The following is a 14,729-nucleotide window of genomic DNA, read 5'->3' as shown; positions in this document are numbered from 1 at the left end:
CCTCACTACTTCAGGGGAGTTTCCGATGACGGCAGTAGCCGAACACACCATCAGTTCCGCGGTACAGGGTTTCCTGAACGGACCGAAGAAGCTCTACATCGGCGGCGAATTCGTCGACGCCGCTTCGGGTCAGACCTTCGCGACGTACAACCCGGCTGACGGACAGAAGCTCGCAGACGTGGCACACGGCCAGGCCGAAGACATCGACCGCGCGGTACGCGCCGCCCGAACGGCTTTCGAGGACGGCCCCTGGTCTCGGATGAAGGCAAACGAGCGCGAGCGGATGATCTGGCGCGTCGGCGACATTCTCAGTGCTCGTGCCGAGGAATTCGGTCAGCTCGAAGCTCTCGACAACGGCAAGTCCGTTGCCATCGCCACCGCCGTCGACGTGGCTTGGGCCGCAGACGTTTTCCGCTACTACGCGGGTTGGGCCACCAAGATCGAAGGCAGCACCGTCAACGTGTCGATGCCCTTCTCTCCGGGCGGCGAGTTCCACGCCTACACCCTGCGTGAGGCAATCGGCGTCTGTGGACTGATCGTGCCGTGGAACTTCCCGCTGCTGATGTCGTCGTGGAAGCTCGCCCCCGCGCTCGCCGCCGGCAACACGGTGATCCTCAAGCCCGCTGAGCAGACCCCGCTCACCGCACTGCTTCTCGCGGAGGTCTTCGAAGAAGCAGGCTTCCCGCCCGGCGTCGTCAACATCGTTCCCGGCTTCGGCGATGCAGGTGCTGCACTGTCCGGCCACGACGACGTGGATAAGGTCGCGTTCACCGGTTCCACCGAGGTGGGTAAGAAGATCGTCGACGCCGCCAAAGGCAACCTGAAGAAGGTTACGCTCGAGCTCGGTGGCAAGAGCCCCAACATCGTATTCGCCGACGCGGATTTCGATTCCGCGGTGGAGGGTTCACTCAACGCCTGGCTGTTCAACCACGGTCAGTGCTGCGTTGCGGGTACCCGTCTGTACGTCGAGGACACCATCTTCGAGAAGTTCACCGAGGCCGTCGCGCACGCAGCGAGCCAGGTCAAGATCGGACCCGGCCTCGATCCCACCACCCAGCTCGGACCGCTGGTCTCGCAGGAGCAGTTCGACAAGGTCACCGGTTACCTCCGAGAGGGAATCGCCGACGGCGCACGTGCACTCACCGGCGGTAACCGCTGGGGCGATCAGGGCTACTTCGTCGAGCCGACTGTCTTCGTCGACGTCAAGCCCGAATTCTCCATCGTTCAGGAGGAGATCTTCGGACCCGTCGTGGCAGCGCTGCCGTTCAACGCGGACGACGGACCCATCACTGCCGCAAACGATTCCATCTACGGACTTGCCGCCGGCATCTGGACCCGTGACATTTCCAAGGCCCACCGCACGGCCAAGCGTCTCAAGGCTGGCTCGGTGTGGATCAACCAGTACAACGGCTTCGACACCGCAATGCCTTTCGGCGGATACAAGCAGTCCGGTTGGGGCCGCGAGCTCGGCGCTTCGGCTATCGATCTCTACACCCAGACCAAGGCCGTCAACATTGCCCTCTGACCGACCCCCATCGCTCATTCTCTCATCCGACAATCAAGGAGATCACCAGTGAAGACCAAAGCTGCTGTACTGCTCGACCCCGGAAAGCCTTTCGAGATCATGGAACTCGACCTCGACGGCCCCGGGGTGGGTGAGGTACTGATCAAGTACACCGCTGCCGGACTGTGCCATTCGGATCTGCATCTGACCGACGGTGATCTCCCGCCGCGTTACCCGATTGTCGGCGGACACGAAGGCTCGGGAATCATCGAAGAGGTCGGACCCGGCGTCACGAAGGTCAAGCCGGGCGACCACGTCGTGTGTAGCTTCATCCCCAACTGCGGCACCTGTCGCTACTGCTCGACCGGTCGCCAGAACCTTTGTGACATGGGTGCCACCATCCTCGAAGGTTCGATGACGGACGGTTCCTTCCGTTTCCACGGCAACGGAATGGATTTCGGCGGAATGTGCATGCTCGGAACATTCTCCGAGCGCGCCACCATTTCTCAGCACTCGGTGGTCAAGATCGACGATTGGCTTCCCTTGGAGACAGCGGTGGTCGTCGGCTGCGGCGTACCTTCGGGTTGGGGAACGGCAGTAAATGCCGGTAACCTTCGCGCCGGCGACACCGCGGTGATCTACGGCATCGGTGGCCTCGGCATCAACGCCGTCCAGGGCGCCGTTTCGGCCGGCTGCAAGTATGTCGTGGTGGTCGACCCGGTTGCTCTCAAGCGTGAGACCGCACTGAAGTTCGGTGCAACCCATGCCTTTGCAGACGCCGAGAGCGCTGCTGCCAAGGTCAACGAGCTGACCTGGGGACAGGGCGCCGACGCGGCGCTCATCCTTGTCGGCACCGTCGACGAGGACGTGGTCAGTGCAGCGACAGCAGTGATCGGCAAGGGCGGCACCGTGGTGATCACGGGTCTCGCCGATCCGGCCAAGCTGACCGTGCACGTGTCGGGAACCGACCTGACGCTGAATCAGAAGACGATCAAGGGCACGCTGTTCGGATCCATGAACCCGCAGTACGACATCGTGCGACTGCTTCGTCTCTACGATGCGGGTCAGCTCAAGCTCGACGAACTGATCACCAACACCTACAGCCTCGAAGACGTCAACCAGGGCTACCAGGATCTGCGTGATGGCAAGAACATCCGTGGCGTGATCATTCACGACAAGTAACCCCAAGTGCTGTGCGCCTTTCTTAACCGCCCGCGGTTAATAAAGGCGCACAGCACTATTTCTTGGCTTTCGACAAAATCTGCATCAACTGAAGTAGTGCCGAGAACTTCGCGAATACCGAGCGCGAGACCACCGGACCGAAAGCCGCGGTGTCGGTTGCATCGAACGCGTCGAGCAGATCGCGGAAGCTTTCGACCTGTTTGACCATCGCGTCGAGATCGACGTGAGTGGCGGCGTCGGCATCACGCAGAGCTAGTAGGTACTGCGGCGCCGTCACCAAGGCGACTGCCGGGATCTTCCGCTCGAACAGTGGTTCACCCTCGCCGAAATGAATGACCGGTCCTGGCGCCACGATTCGGCGATCGCCTGCCCCGACGTCGCGCCACAGCGGTGCAACGATGTCGTGTACTTCTCGGCTCGTCGCGTAGAGCAGTTCCGGTTCCGGAGTGGTCACCAACGCATAGCTGCCGGTCGAGGTGTCCTCGGTATCACCCAGCGCGCCGAGGTGTTCGATCGCGATCCCGGCTACTGCGCGCGCCTGACCGGCTTCGCCCTTCCACATCTCGGGGTGCGCTTCGAGCCAGGTGGAGGTTGCCTGTCCGTGCTTGGACACCGCTGGAATGCGAAGGTGGCCGGTCGTCAGCACAAAAACGTACGACCGTCGATGCGGCTGCGCGACGGCGTGCCGCGCCAAGGCCAACATTCCCAGATGCCCGTTCTCCTCGACGCCGTTGGTTCCGTCGCTGTGAGTGATGAGCAGAATCGTCTCTTCCGGTGATGTCCCCGGGGATACCGCCCACACCGTGTCGGTCCGGGTGTCCGGATGCAGAGTTGCATCCAGAACCAGAGTCGCCCGCTGACCGGAACGAGCTGCAGCGACAACCTTCCTGCCCTCGTCGCCGGCCGCCCAGACGGCGGGGATGTCGTGGTACGGCTGCGTGAACGGAAGATATTGTCCCAGCGCGTTGTCCGGAGTGATGTCACGCCACACCGCGATCACGCCGAGCACTCCGGACTTGCGAGCCTTGTCGAGTTTCGGGCCCAGAAGAGTTGCGGAGAGAACCGGATTTCGAAGAGTCTCGTCGGTGGCGATCGGACCCCACTCGCTGACCAGGAGCTTGCGGGGAAGATCGATGTGCGGGACCTCGATCACCGCGATCGCGCCCTTGGCCGCGGACCACTTGGGGCGTCGCGCGCTGACGTAGACCAGGGGAGCGGAGATTCCCTGAGGCCCGGTCAATCCCGAGTAGGGGAATGCGGACGAAACCTTGATCGGTCCCGTCGGCAACTCGATGCGAAGCCCCTCAGATGTGTCCGGTAGATCCCAGCGTTCGAAAGTGTGTGAATCACGCCGGACTTCCAGGCCCAGTTCGGTCAGTTCGTTCGCGACTTCTTCCACCACCGCGTGGTGTGAAGGTGATCCCGTCAATCGTGGCCCCAGCGCGTCGAGTCGCTGTTGGCCGGCAAGGAGGAGATCGCGATCGACGGCCTGGCCGTGATTCATGGGATTGCCTTTCGTACTACGCGACGTCTGCTCTGGTGAGGCGCCTGCCCGTGTCGTGTCCACGGTACCGAGCGGTCTGAAAAGGAGACGGAGAGCGCGCCGGATATGCCGTTTTCGCAGATATACCGGGTGCCAATGGGCCTATCGGTCCGTACCGTATGACCTTGGCACCGAAAGACTCCGTGTTCTTCGGACAGACCAGTCCACGGCGAGAGAGGCCTACGTTGGCTACGTATCTTTACAGGTTGGGGAAGTTCGCTTTCCGCCACAAGTATCTTGTGGTGGCCGCGTGGATTATCGTGATCGCGGTGGTGGGAGGCGCTATCAGCGCCACAAATCCGACGTTCTCCAAAGAATTCAATCTTCCGGGCACCGATTCACAGCGTGCGACCGAGTTGATGAACGAGAACTTTGCAGCGGCAGCGGAGCAGCAAACTCAGGCGTCGACCAGCATTCTCATCGCGGCAGACGACGGGCTTGCCGCGCACAGCGATCAGATCGACCAGTTGATCGCACAGGCGAAGACGTTGCCGGACATCGTCGATCCCGAGAAGATCGTCAATCCGGTCACTCTCGCGGAGGCCAATCCGGCGGTGGCGTCAGCCGTTCTCGGCGACAACGGCAAGGTCGGGCTGATCCAGCTCAATCAGTCGATTCGCATCGAGGATCAGACGCAGGCGAACAAGACGGCGTTGCTCGATTTGATGGCAAAATTCCGCACCGGTGGCCTGCAAGTCGAAGGCACCGGTTCGATGATGCAGGTGCAGGCCGCGGGCGGTCTGTCGGAGATGCTCGGCTTCGCGGTGGCGTTCATCGTGATGATCGTGGCGTTCGGCGCACTTATCGCGGCGTTCATCCCGTTGTTCACTGCAATTCTGGGAATTGCGCTGGCCACTCTGACGGTCACACTCGGCTCGGGCTTCTTCGACATCAACGAAGGTGTCACGGGAATCGTCACGATGATCGGCATCGCAGTCTCGATCGACTATGCGTTGTTCATCGTCTCGCGCTACCGCAGTGAGCTCAATCTGGGCGGAACCAGGGAAGCTGCTGCCGGACGCGCAGTAGGTACAGCAGGTTCGTCGGTCGTATTCGCGGGCCTGACAGTGGTGGTTGCGCTGGCGGCCCTGGCGGTGGTCGGGGTTCCGATGATCACGCAGATGGGAATCTCGGCAGCGGTTGCCGTCATCATCGCTGTGCTCGGCGCAATCACATTGATCCCAGCGGTTCTGGGTATCTTCGGCCGATTCGCGTTCTCGCCTCGTATCCCCGGGCTGCGCCACGGTGACGAGCCCGAGACGATGGAATCCAACGGACATCGCTGGGCCAAGATAGTCACCAAGTACCCGTGGCCGATCGCGGGTGCTGCGCTGGTGCTTCTGGTGATCGCGGCTATTCCGATGACGAAGCTCGAACTCGGACTCTCGTTCACTCAGGACGAAGAGCGGCCGGCACTTGCCCTGCTGCAACGTGGGTTCGGTGAAGGCGTCAATGGCGAATTGTTCGTCGTGCTCGACGCGCCTGACGGCACCGACATCACCGCGATTGCCGAAGGCACTGTCGCGCACATCAAGGGCCTCGACAACGTCGCAACTCCGGATCAGTTGATGTGGGTCGGAAACGGACCCGACGCGGCAAACCCGATGGCGGGCGCCAACTCTGCGCTCATCGCGGTCACCCCGCAGATGTCACCGAGCGGCCCCGAAACCCACGAGCTGATGAATCAGATCCGGGACTACGGATCGACGGTGAAGTCGGAAGGCGCAGAACTCGGTGTAGCGGGTCAAACCGCGATCGTTGCAGACATGTCGTCGAAGCTCAGTTCCGCGCTCATCCCGTATCTCATCGTGGTTGTGGGGCTGGCGTTCATCATCATGATGGTCGTCTTCCGCTCGATCTTGGTGCCGCTGACCGCAACTCTCGGATTCCTCTTTTCCGTCTGTGCGACCTTCGGCGCCACGGTGGCCATTTTCCAGTTGGGCGACTTCGGGCTGATCGAGCACACACAACCCATCATCTCGTTCCTGCCGATCTTCATGATCGGTGTGGTCTTCGGGTTGGCGATGGACTATCAAGTGTTCCTCGTGACGCGAATGCGCGAGGAATACGTGCACGGATTGTCGGCCAAGGACGCCATCATCTCCGGCTACACCCATGGTGCTCGCGTGGTCGCATCGGCGGCCTTCATCATGATCTCCGTGTTCGGCGCATTCATGCTGTCCTCGGAGACGACAAGCAAGATGATGGGCTTCGGTCTCGCGGCGGCAGTCTTCTTCGACGCCTTCATCATCCGCATGATCGTGATCCCTGCGGTCATGTCGATCCTCGGTGATTCGGCGTGGAAGTTGCCCGCGTGGCTCGACAAGATCCTGCCGAACGTCGACATCGAGGGTGAAGCGATTCGGCGGATTCCGATCGAGCAGGATCCGGATTCCGATCCAGACCCGAATCAGGTGCCGGTGAGGGTTTAAGCACTCAGGTCGTCAGGACGGGGTGCCGGTTGCACAGCAACTGGCACCCCGTTCTTCTGTCTTCATGCGGCGCTCGCGCGATAGGAAACCATCCGGTTGGTAACAGAAATCGCTGTGATCGCGACAGGACTTCCAGAGGCGACGCGCATCGGGAGCGAGCCGTGACAGTGACTGCGAGGGTACGTGTCGAAGGAGCAAACCGATTCGAAGCGGGCCGAGAAGTGGACCTTCGCGCTGACGGTCGTCTCCCTGGTCGCCGGTGGGACAGTGGTTGCCGGGCTGGTGGATCGGTGGAGCAGCTCGCCGTCCGATGACATCTCGGTAGCTGCGTCATCTTCGATCACCATGACGTCTACACCGGACGAGATTTCGCCGGAGGACGTGCCTGAATTCTCGTACGTCACGCCGAGCGCGGTGTACCCGACAACGATTCCGGGTTGTGAAAGCGTCGAAGCGCCGGACGATGACCACGGAATCTCGATCTTCACATCGACAGGCGGCGACGACGCGTACGACGACCCACGTTTTCCGTGGTTTTCCGGCGCCAAGGCTGTATCGATGTCGGATGCGGTCGCCGATGCGATTCCGGACGGCGTCGAGATCAAGTTCGCCAGTCCGAGCCGATCACTCCAGTTCGGTCCGATCTCGGCACCGTCGACCTCGGACGAGTTGCCCGAGGGATGGACGATCGAGGATCTGGCGTCCACTGATGCGTCGGCGACAATACTTCGAGGCGAGGCCAGTGGTGGACTGTCGGTCTCGGTCAACAGCAGTAAGGCGCCGGTTCCTCCGTGCGTTGCCGGTTCTCTCGTCGAACGTCGCTCACTCGCGGATGGTTCAGTAGTGGACGTGCAGGACTCGTGGAGTGAAATCAACGGACAACGCACTCTTTCTCGTTCGGCGTTCCTTTACGGTATCGATGGCACACGAGTTCACGCCTATCTCGATGACACTACCGATCGAGTCGGCGCCGAGGTTCAGGCAAGCGGCGCGCTTCCACTGACCATCGACGAACTGGTTTCTCTGGTCAGCCTGCCGCAACTGCGAATCACGACGCCTGCTCCGCCGGGTACGGCACCGCTTTCGCCCGGGTGCCACGGGATCCCCCGAGACTCTGGCGACGTGGCCGAACTCGATCGCGCGACGATCGAACGTCTCAACGCGGTACTCGAAGTCAGATGGCGCGCTGTACCTCCGGGTTTTCCGATTCTTGATACCGGACCGGGCACTCTGACGGTGGCGGAGAATGACAAGTCCACTGCATGTCAGAGACTTCTCACCCGGACGGGAGACAGCGAGTCGACGCTCAACATGACAATTACCGGCGGACAACCACTCCCCGAGGAGCCCAACAAATACGACCCTTCCTACGACGGGCACCCCTTGGAGGTCGTGACGCGACCGGATGGATCCGTGATCGAGCGAGACGAACGGAACTACGCGACCGTGCCCATGACAAATGACGGCTCGAAAGCAGAATCGACGCAGGAAACGAGCAGGTCGGTGGTCGTCACCCGCCCGAATGGGACCCAAGTCTCGGTTTCGTCGTCGGCTGCGATCCCGAACGTGCCGATGACGTTCGAGCAGTTGGAGTTTCTCGCGACGACCGAAGGCTTGGAGATTCGATGACCACCAGATTCTCCCCGAAATCGCGCCTTCGGATCGCGGCCGCCGCAGCCGTAGTCACCGTCACTGCCGCCATCGCCACGGTGGTCACGTCGACGAGTTCCGAACCGACAGCGATCTCGTCGCCGCTATGGAGCGTCGAGGCCTCCGAGATTCTCGGGCGCGAGTTCGCGATATTTCGGAGCCCACTTGTCGGCACCGAATTCAACATGGACATGGGCGGATTCATCGACGCCGGATCACTCGTGGTCACGATGATCGGTATGCCGGATCGTCAGGCGTATTCGTTGGACGACGCAGAATTGGTCGGATTGGACGCCGAAGATGGCACAGTTCGTTGGCGCACGTCGGCGGTCGACATCGGTGGTTGCTCCGAGACTCTGCTCGGCAGTTCGGTGCTGTGTTTCTCCGGGCCGTACGTATCCGGTGGTTCGTACTCACTTTTCGATATCGAGACAGGAGAGCGTCGAGACATCAAGACGCCGTGGGCACCGATCATCGCGGTTGTCTCGGGTGACACGGTCCTCGCGCTCGAGGGTGATATCGAGAGCAACGACGTTCGCGTGCACAGCGGAACCGTCGACGATCCGGAAGCGAACTGGTCCAAAGCGTTCGACGTCGGTGGATCGTGGGAAGCCGGATACGTCGATCCGGTGATGTCGGTGCACGGCGATCTTGGTGTGATCGCTCTCGACGAGTCTCTGGGATTCGATCTGAAGACGGGCGAACAGCGGTGGGTACACGGTTACTCCACCTGTTCGACCGCGCATACATCGTCGGACGGCGTGACATTGGTGTCGGATGGCGGTTGCGAAGGCGATGGCCGTCCGACAAGTGAGTACGCGCTCGATCAGAACGGGCGCGAGTTCGCCAGGACGGACGAACTGCCCTCGGAGTCCTCGTACTACGGCGGGCGATACAGCCGAGATAATCCCGCAGGAGGATCGACTCCGATCATTCTGGGACACAGCGGTTTCGACCGGACTTCCGGCGAGAAATTGTGGTCCAACAGTGAACTCTTCGACACCGCACAGTCGTTGGCGGTGATCGGCAACGTGGTTGCCGTGACCCGTTCCGGTTCCGAGCCCGAGGTCCAGTTCGTGGACCTCTTCACCGGTGAGGTCTTGTGGCGATCAAACGCCGAGCGCGCCGGGGCGGTTGTCTGGCACGGCGATGTCGTTATCGACGAGGGAAACGTCTACGGAACGGATGTCCGTACAGGCCAACGTAGTTGGGAGGTTCGGGTGGATCAGGACGGGGACGACAAGTTCACCCCCTGGGCGATGCCGCGGGAGCTGTGGGTGGGGGACAAGGTGCTGTTGCGTTCCAGTGAAGACCGCATCACGGCGTTGAAACTGTCTTGAGTGCTTCGGCCTCCGGTGCCGGAACAGTTTTCCCGGTGATCGGATCGACTTCCTCGAGCGGTGGAACGTCTTCTCCGTCGAGCACTCGGCGCATGCGCTCCTTGTCGAGCTGCCCCTCCCAATTGGCGACCACGAAGGTTGCGACACAGTTCCCGAGCAGGTTCACCGACACCCGCATCGAATCCATGATTCGATCGGCGCCCAGTAGGAGGGCGACTGCGGCAACCGGAATTGCGCCGTGACCGATTGCGGCCACGGTGGCGGACAGTGCCAGGAATGACGATCCCGGCACGCCGGCCATTCCCTTGGACGTGAGCATCAGTACCAGGACGGCAGTGATCTGTTCACCGAGTGTCAGGTCCACGCCGAGCGCCTGAGCCAGAAACAGCATGCAGATCGACAGGTACAGCGTGGCGCCGTCGAGATTGAACGAGTAGCCGGTAGGCACCACCAATCCTGTTGTAGTGCGCGAGCATCCGGCGTTGGTGAGCTTGACCATGATTCGGGGCAGAACTACTTCGGTCGACGCCGTTCCCAACGCGAGGAAGAGTTCGTCCTTGATGTACTTGACGAACTTCCACAAATTCACGCCCGTGAAGTACCTGACTATCGCCGCCAGGATGAGGATGAACAGGACGGCCGCAAGATAGCATGCGGCGATCAGCTTTCCGTAACTTCCGAGCGAAGCGATCCCGTACTGGCCGACGATGTACGCCATCGCGCCCAAAGCGCCCAACGGCGCCAGTCTCATGATCCAGCCGATGATCGTGAAGAACAGATGGCTCAGACGATCGACGAGTTCGAACACGATTGGTGGTCCACTCTCACCTGCCTTGGCCAAGGCGAGCCCGAACAGTACGGCGAAGAAGAGGACTTGGAGGAGTGCGTTCTCGGCGAAGGCCGAAACTATCGACACCGGAATGATATTGAGCAGGAATTCCACGGTGTGGGGAAGTTCGCCACTTCCGGTCTTGGCGGCCACGGCGTCCGCACCGTTCGCCAGCGTCTCCGGATCGATGTTGAATCCCGCACCCGGCTTCATCAGATTTCCGATGAGCAGCCCGAACAACAGGGCGAAGGTGGTCACGACCTCGAAGTAGATGAGTGCTTTGACGCCGATACGCCCCACGGCCTTCAGGTCCCCGACGTGAGCAATCCCGATCACGACGGTGCAGAAGATGATCGGCGCGATCAGCATTTTGATCAGCTTGATGAAGCCGTCGGCGAGGGGCTTGAGATTCGCGCCGAATTCCGGCCACAACCAGCCGATGAGAACCCCGATGACGATAGCGGCGATCAATTGCACGAACAGTGATCGGTACCAGGGCGGCTTGTTGGCGAGTCGCGCGAGCTCGCTGTTCGGCAGTCTTACGGAAGTTGGCATGGATCAGAACGGTAGGTCTGCTTGATTGCGAAAAAATAACTCGCGAATGTCGTGGATGTAACGCGTCGAGGTTGCATCTCGGACAATAATTCGGTCAACAAGCGACAGTTGTGTGTGACTGTGGTTATTGTTTCCCTGAGCGGTGATCTTCCGTCCGCGTGCATGCACGACGTGTGAGAGGGGCTGTCATGGGGCAAATTATCGGAACCATCATTTTCGGCGCAGTCATCGGAATCCTGGCTCGTCTCGTGCTGCCAGGTAAGCAGCAGTACGGCATGATCGTGACCGTCGTGCTGGGTATCGCCGGAGCGCTTATCGGGTACTGGGTCTGGGGAGCGATCTCGGACAAGGGCGACACCGGTGGAATCGACTGGATCCGCTGGATCATCAGCATCGCCGCGGCGGCCGTGCTCTCGATCGGCTACAGCGCCGTCACTGGCAAGAAATAGCAAGCCAACGCAATTCGCGAAGTGCGCCCTCCCGAAGTTCGGGAGGGCGCACTTTTGGCTTGCCCTAGTTGTCCGACCCCAGTTGTGAGCGAACGGCACTTTCGTCGCCTCAGATGCGCCGAAAGGCGCGTTCGCTCAGGGGAGGGTCGCCGTAAATTCAGAGCGCCCGTCGCTGAAGATGCAGCGCCTCGAGGAACTGCGCCGGCAGATCCTGCTCGAGGATTTCGTCATCGGGATGCGGTAGCGCTTTGATTTTCGCGAACTCGTCGTTGAGGCGTTCCATCTTGACGTCGAGGCGGTGTGCCGCGGCAGCAGCCTCGGTGAGTTCGTCGAGGAGCTCGACAGGAACCTCGCGGTTGTACTTGTAATAGATCTTGTGCTCGAGGCTCGCCCAGAAATCCATCGCGATGGTGCGGATCTGGAGTTCGATCGGTACGTGCCGGACTCGGTCGCTCATGAAAACCGGGACCTCGACGATCAGGTGCAAGCTCTTGTAGCCGTTGGGTTTCGGATCGGCGATGTAGTCCTCTCGCTCGATCACCCGAAGGTCCGTCTGGCTGGTGAGCATCTCGGCGATTCGGTACGTGTCGGAAATGAAGCTGCAGGTGATGCGCACGCCGGCGATGTCGAAGATGTTCTTCGAGATGTCGTCGATCGTGAGCGGGATGTTCAGGCGTTGAGCCTTACGCAGGATGCTGTCCGGCGACTTGACCCGTGACGTCACGTGTTCGATGGGGCTGTACTGATTGATGTGAGTGAACTCGTCCTTGAGAATGTTCACCTTGGTCATCAGTTCGGAGATTCCGAATTGGTACAACATCATGAAGCGGGAGAACTCGGTCCGCAGATCGGCGAAATCGGCTCTGCTGACCCCACTGCTGTCTTCCACGTTCGGCACCCTCATCTGTTAGCTGGTGTAACCAGTCTGCCACCGATTGTGCCGTGTCCGGTTTCAGTGGGTGCGCAGTGCGGCGAGCGTCATATCCCGCAGGACGCGACGTGCGCGTGCCGGCGAAGCTGGGTTGGCGCTGTGAGGGGTCGAGTTGATCAGTCCGAAAGTGGCATGCGCTTTGATGCGGGCATCGGCCTGATCGAGCTGGGGATCGAGTTGCTCGAGGACTCCGACCCACACCTCGACGTACTTGCGCTGCGTTTGGCGCACCTGTCGACGCGCGTCGGCCGGCAGGCTTTCGAGGTCGCGGTCCTGGATGCGGATCAGGTCCGGCTCGCCGAGCGCGAAGTCGAGGTGGAACTCCACCAGTGCGTCGAGAGCGGCGCTCGGTGAGTCCGCTGCCTCCGCTGCCGCAGAACCGCCTTCGTGCAGGCGCGTGCTGATGCCGACGAGAAGTTCCACGAGGACGGCATCCTTGTTGGGGAAATGCCGGTACACGGCCGGGCCGCTGATACCGACGGCCGCGCCGAGGTCTTCGAGTCGCACACTCACGAATCCGCGTTCGGCGATCAACCGTGCGGCGGCATCCAAGAGCTGACGACGACGGTCGGCCTTCATCTGATCGCGTCGCGTCGGAGCTGCTACCTGCTCAGAGGTCATTCTCTCGATCTTTCTTCGCTTGTGTTCTGGACAACTCAGTTAATCATAGTTAATCTAGTTTCAGTTATCGAGCATTAACTCATGGCGAAGGCGGCGGGATGACTCCCAGTGGAATCACGCAAGGATCGGGCTACCGGTCCGATCACACCGTTCTGGTGGACGAACTGAAGAAGAAACTGGCGCAAGCAGCGCTGGGTGGCAACGAGCGCTCTCGCGAGCGCCACGTGAGCAGAGGGAAGCTGCTGCCGCGAGATCGCGTCGACTCGCTACTCGACCAGGGCAGCCCGTTCCTCGAGTTGTCCCCGCTGGCGGCCAACGGCCTGTACGACGACGAGTGCCCGGGCGCCGGCGTCATCACCGGTATCGGCCGTGTGTCGGGCCGCGAGTGCGTCATCGTCGCCAACGACGCGACGGTCAAGGGCGGCACCTACTACCCGATGACGGTGAAGAAGCACCTGCGCGCGCAGGAAGTTGCGTTGCAGAACAACCTTCCCTGCATCTACCTCGTCGACTCCGGCGGCGCTTTCCTGCCGCGCCAGGACGAAGTCTTCCCGGACCGCGAGCACTTCGGCCGGATCTTCTACAACCAGGCGACCATGAGCGCCAAGGGGATTCCCCAGATCGCCGCAGTTCTCGGTTCGTGCACCGCGGGCGGCGCCTACGTGCCCGCGATGAGTGACGAAGCAGTGATCGTCCGCAACCAGGGTACGATCTTCCTCGGTGGTCCGCCGCTGGTGAAGGCGGCCACCGGTGAGATCGTCACCGCCGAAGAACTCGGCGGCGGCGACCTGCACTCCAAGGTTTCCGGCGTCACCGATCACCTGGCCGAGGATGACCGCGACGCACTTCGTATCGTGCGCAACATCATTGCCACGCTCGGCCCCCGCTCCGAGCGCCCGTGGGACGTCATCTCCACGGTTCCGCCTGTCGCAGATCAAAGCGAACTCTACGACGTCGTCCCGACGGATCCTCGGACTCCGTACGACGTGCACGAGGTGATCACCAAGCTTGTCGACGGTGGCGCGTTCCAGGAGTTCAAGGCTGAGTACGGCAAGACGCTCGTCACCGGTTTCGCCCACATCGAGGGCCACCCGGTCGGCATCATCGCCAACAACGGCGTGCTCTTTGGTGAATCCGCCATGAAGGGAGCACATTTCATCGAACTGTGCGACAAGCGCAGTGTGCCGCTGCTGTTCCTGCAGAACATCGCGGGCTTCATGGTGGGACGCGACTACGAGGCCGGCGGCATCGCCAAGCACGGCGCCAAGATGGTCACGGCAGTTGCGTGTGCACGGGTCCCCAAGCTGACAGTTGTCATCGGCGGCTCGTACGGCGCCGGCAACTATTCCATGTGTGGACGCGCGTATTCGCCTCGCTTCCTGTGGATGTGGCCGAACGCGCGCATCTCGGTCATGGGCGGCGAGCAGGCAGCTTCGGTGCTCTCGACGGTTCGTAGCGAGCAGCTCGACAGCGCGGGCAATCCGTGGTCGGCCGAGGACGAAGAGTCGTTCAAGGCGCCGATCCGTGAGCAGTACGAGGCTCAAGGCAATCCGTACTACTCCACTGCGCGGCTGTGGGATGACGGTGTCATCGATCCCGCAGATACCAGAACTGTTCTCGGCCTGGCCCTTTCGGTGTGCGCAAACGCACCGATCGAGCCGGTCTCCTACGGCGTCTTCCGGATGTGAGCGAA

At 61.3% G+C, this 14,729-nt stretch carries 11 protein-coding genes; 7 read left to right on the top strand and 4 right to left on the bottom strand.

What is annotated here, in order from left to right; genetic code table 11:
* The first annotated feature begins 25 nt into the window (after nt 1-25).
* Entirely contained in the window at nt 26-1,525 is a 1,500-nt protein-coding gene (locus AC2ETI_RS26675; protein WP_019744236.1) for an aldehyde dehydrogenase family protein, read from the top strand.
* Nucleotides 1,526-1,573: 48 nt separating this feature from the next.
* The gene (locus tag AC2ETI_RS26670; protein WP_483634648.1) at nt 1,574-2,686 is read left to right on the top strand and encodes an NDMA-dependent alcohol dehydrogenase; all 1,113 of its coding nucleotides are present in this window, start codon (nt 1,574-1,576) and stop codon (nt 2,684-2,686) included.
* A 55-nt stretch (nt 2,687-2,741) separates the two neighbouring features.
* On the opposite strand, the gene AC2ETI_RS26665 is transcribed toward AC2ETI_RS26670, so the two are convergent.
* Nucleotides 2,742-4,190 (bottom strand): hypothetical protein, encoded by a 1,449-nt coding sequence (locus AC2ETI_RS26665; protein ID WP_483634647.1) that lies wholly within the window; start codon nt 4,188-4,190, stop codon nt 2,742-2,744.
* A gap of 224 nt (nt 4,191-4,414) precedes the next feature.
* Here AC2ETI_RS26665 and AC2ETI_RS26660 point away from each other — a divergent pair, with 224 nt between their 5' ends.
* The 3 genes from AC2ETI_RS26660 (at nt 4,415) to AC2ETI_RS26650 (ending at nt 9,651) form a co-directional block, all read left to right on the top strand.
* Nucleotides 4,415-6,661: an MMPL family transporter gene (locus AC2ETI_RS26660; protein WP_483634671.1), complete on the top strand. Its 2,247-nt coding sequence runs from the start codon at nt 4,415-4,417 to the stop codon at nt 6,659-6,661.
* 183 nt (nt 6,662-6,844) lie between these two features.
* Entirely contained in the window at nt 6,845-8,290 is a 1,446-nt protein-coding gene (locus AC2ETI_RS26655; protein WP_080909948.1) for a hypothetical protein, read from the top strand.
* On the top strand, nt 8,287-9,651 hold the full coding sequence (locus AC2ETI_RS26650) for an outer membrane protein assembly factor BamB family protein (protein ID WP_080909947.1): 1,365 nt from the start codon (nt 8,287-8,289) through the stop codon (nt 9,649-9,651). Before AC2ETI_RS26655 ends, AC2ETI_RS26650 begins: the two co-directional genes overlap by 4 nt.
* Here AC2ETI_RS26650 and dctA read toward each other — a convergent pair.
* Nucleotides 9,629-11,035 carry a C4-dicarboxylate transporter DctA gene (dctA, locus tag AC2ETI_RS26645; protein WP_080909946.1) on the bottom strand — a complete coding sequence of 469 codons (1,407 nt, stop codon included), beginning with the start codon at nt 11,033-11,035 and terminating at the stop codon, nt 9,629-9,631. The genes AC2ETI_RS26650 and dctA overlap by 23 nt on opposite strands.
* A 188-nt stretch (nt 11,036-11,223) precedes the next feature.
* Here dctA and AC2ETI_RS26640 point away from each other — a divergent pair, with 188 nt between their 5' ends.
* Nucleotides 11,224-11,484, top strand: coding sequence for a GlsB/YeaQ/YmgE family stress response membrane protein (locus tag AC2ETI_RS26640; protein WP_003942027.1), 261 nt, complete (start codon nt 11,224-11,226; stop codon nt 11,482-11,484).
* A gap of 157 nt (nt 11,485-11,641) precedes the next feature.
* On the opposite strand, the gene AC2ETI_RS26635 is transcribed toward AC2ETI_RS26640, so the two are convergent.
* Nucleotides 11,642-12,388, bottom strand: a complete 747-nt coding sequence (locus tag AC2ETI_RS26635) for a GTP pyrophosphokinase (RefSeq protein WP_020906876.1) — start codon at nt 12,386-12,388, stop codon at nt 11,642-11,644.
* Nucleotides 12,389-12,436: 48 nt separating this feature from the next.
* Nucleotides 12,437-13,036 carry an SACE_7040 family transcriptional regulator gene (locus tag AC2ETI_RS26630; protein ID WP_003941968.1) on the bottom strand — a complete coding sequence of 200 codons (600 nt, stop codon included), beginning with the start codon at nt 13,034-13,036 and terminating at the stop codon, nt 12,437-12,439.
* 98 nt (nt 13,037-13,134) lie between these two features.
* Between AC2ETI_RS26630 and AC2ETI_RS26625 the strand changes: the two genes are divergently transcribed.
* Nucleotides 13,135-14,724, top strand: coding sequence for a carboxyl transferase domain-containing protein (locus tag AC2ETI_RS26625; protein WP_021334316.1), 1,590 nt, complete (start codon nt 13,135-13,137; stop codon nt 14,722-14,724).
* The last annotated feature ends 5 nt before the right edge of the window (nt 14,725-14,729 follow it).

The sequence above is a fragment of the Rhodococcus sp. MurmanLake-1 genome, assembly GCF_056945715.1.
This window is presented reverse-complemented; position numbering and strand designations above follow the sequence as displayed.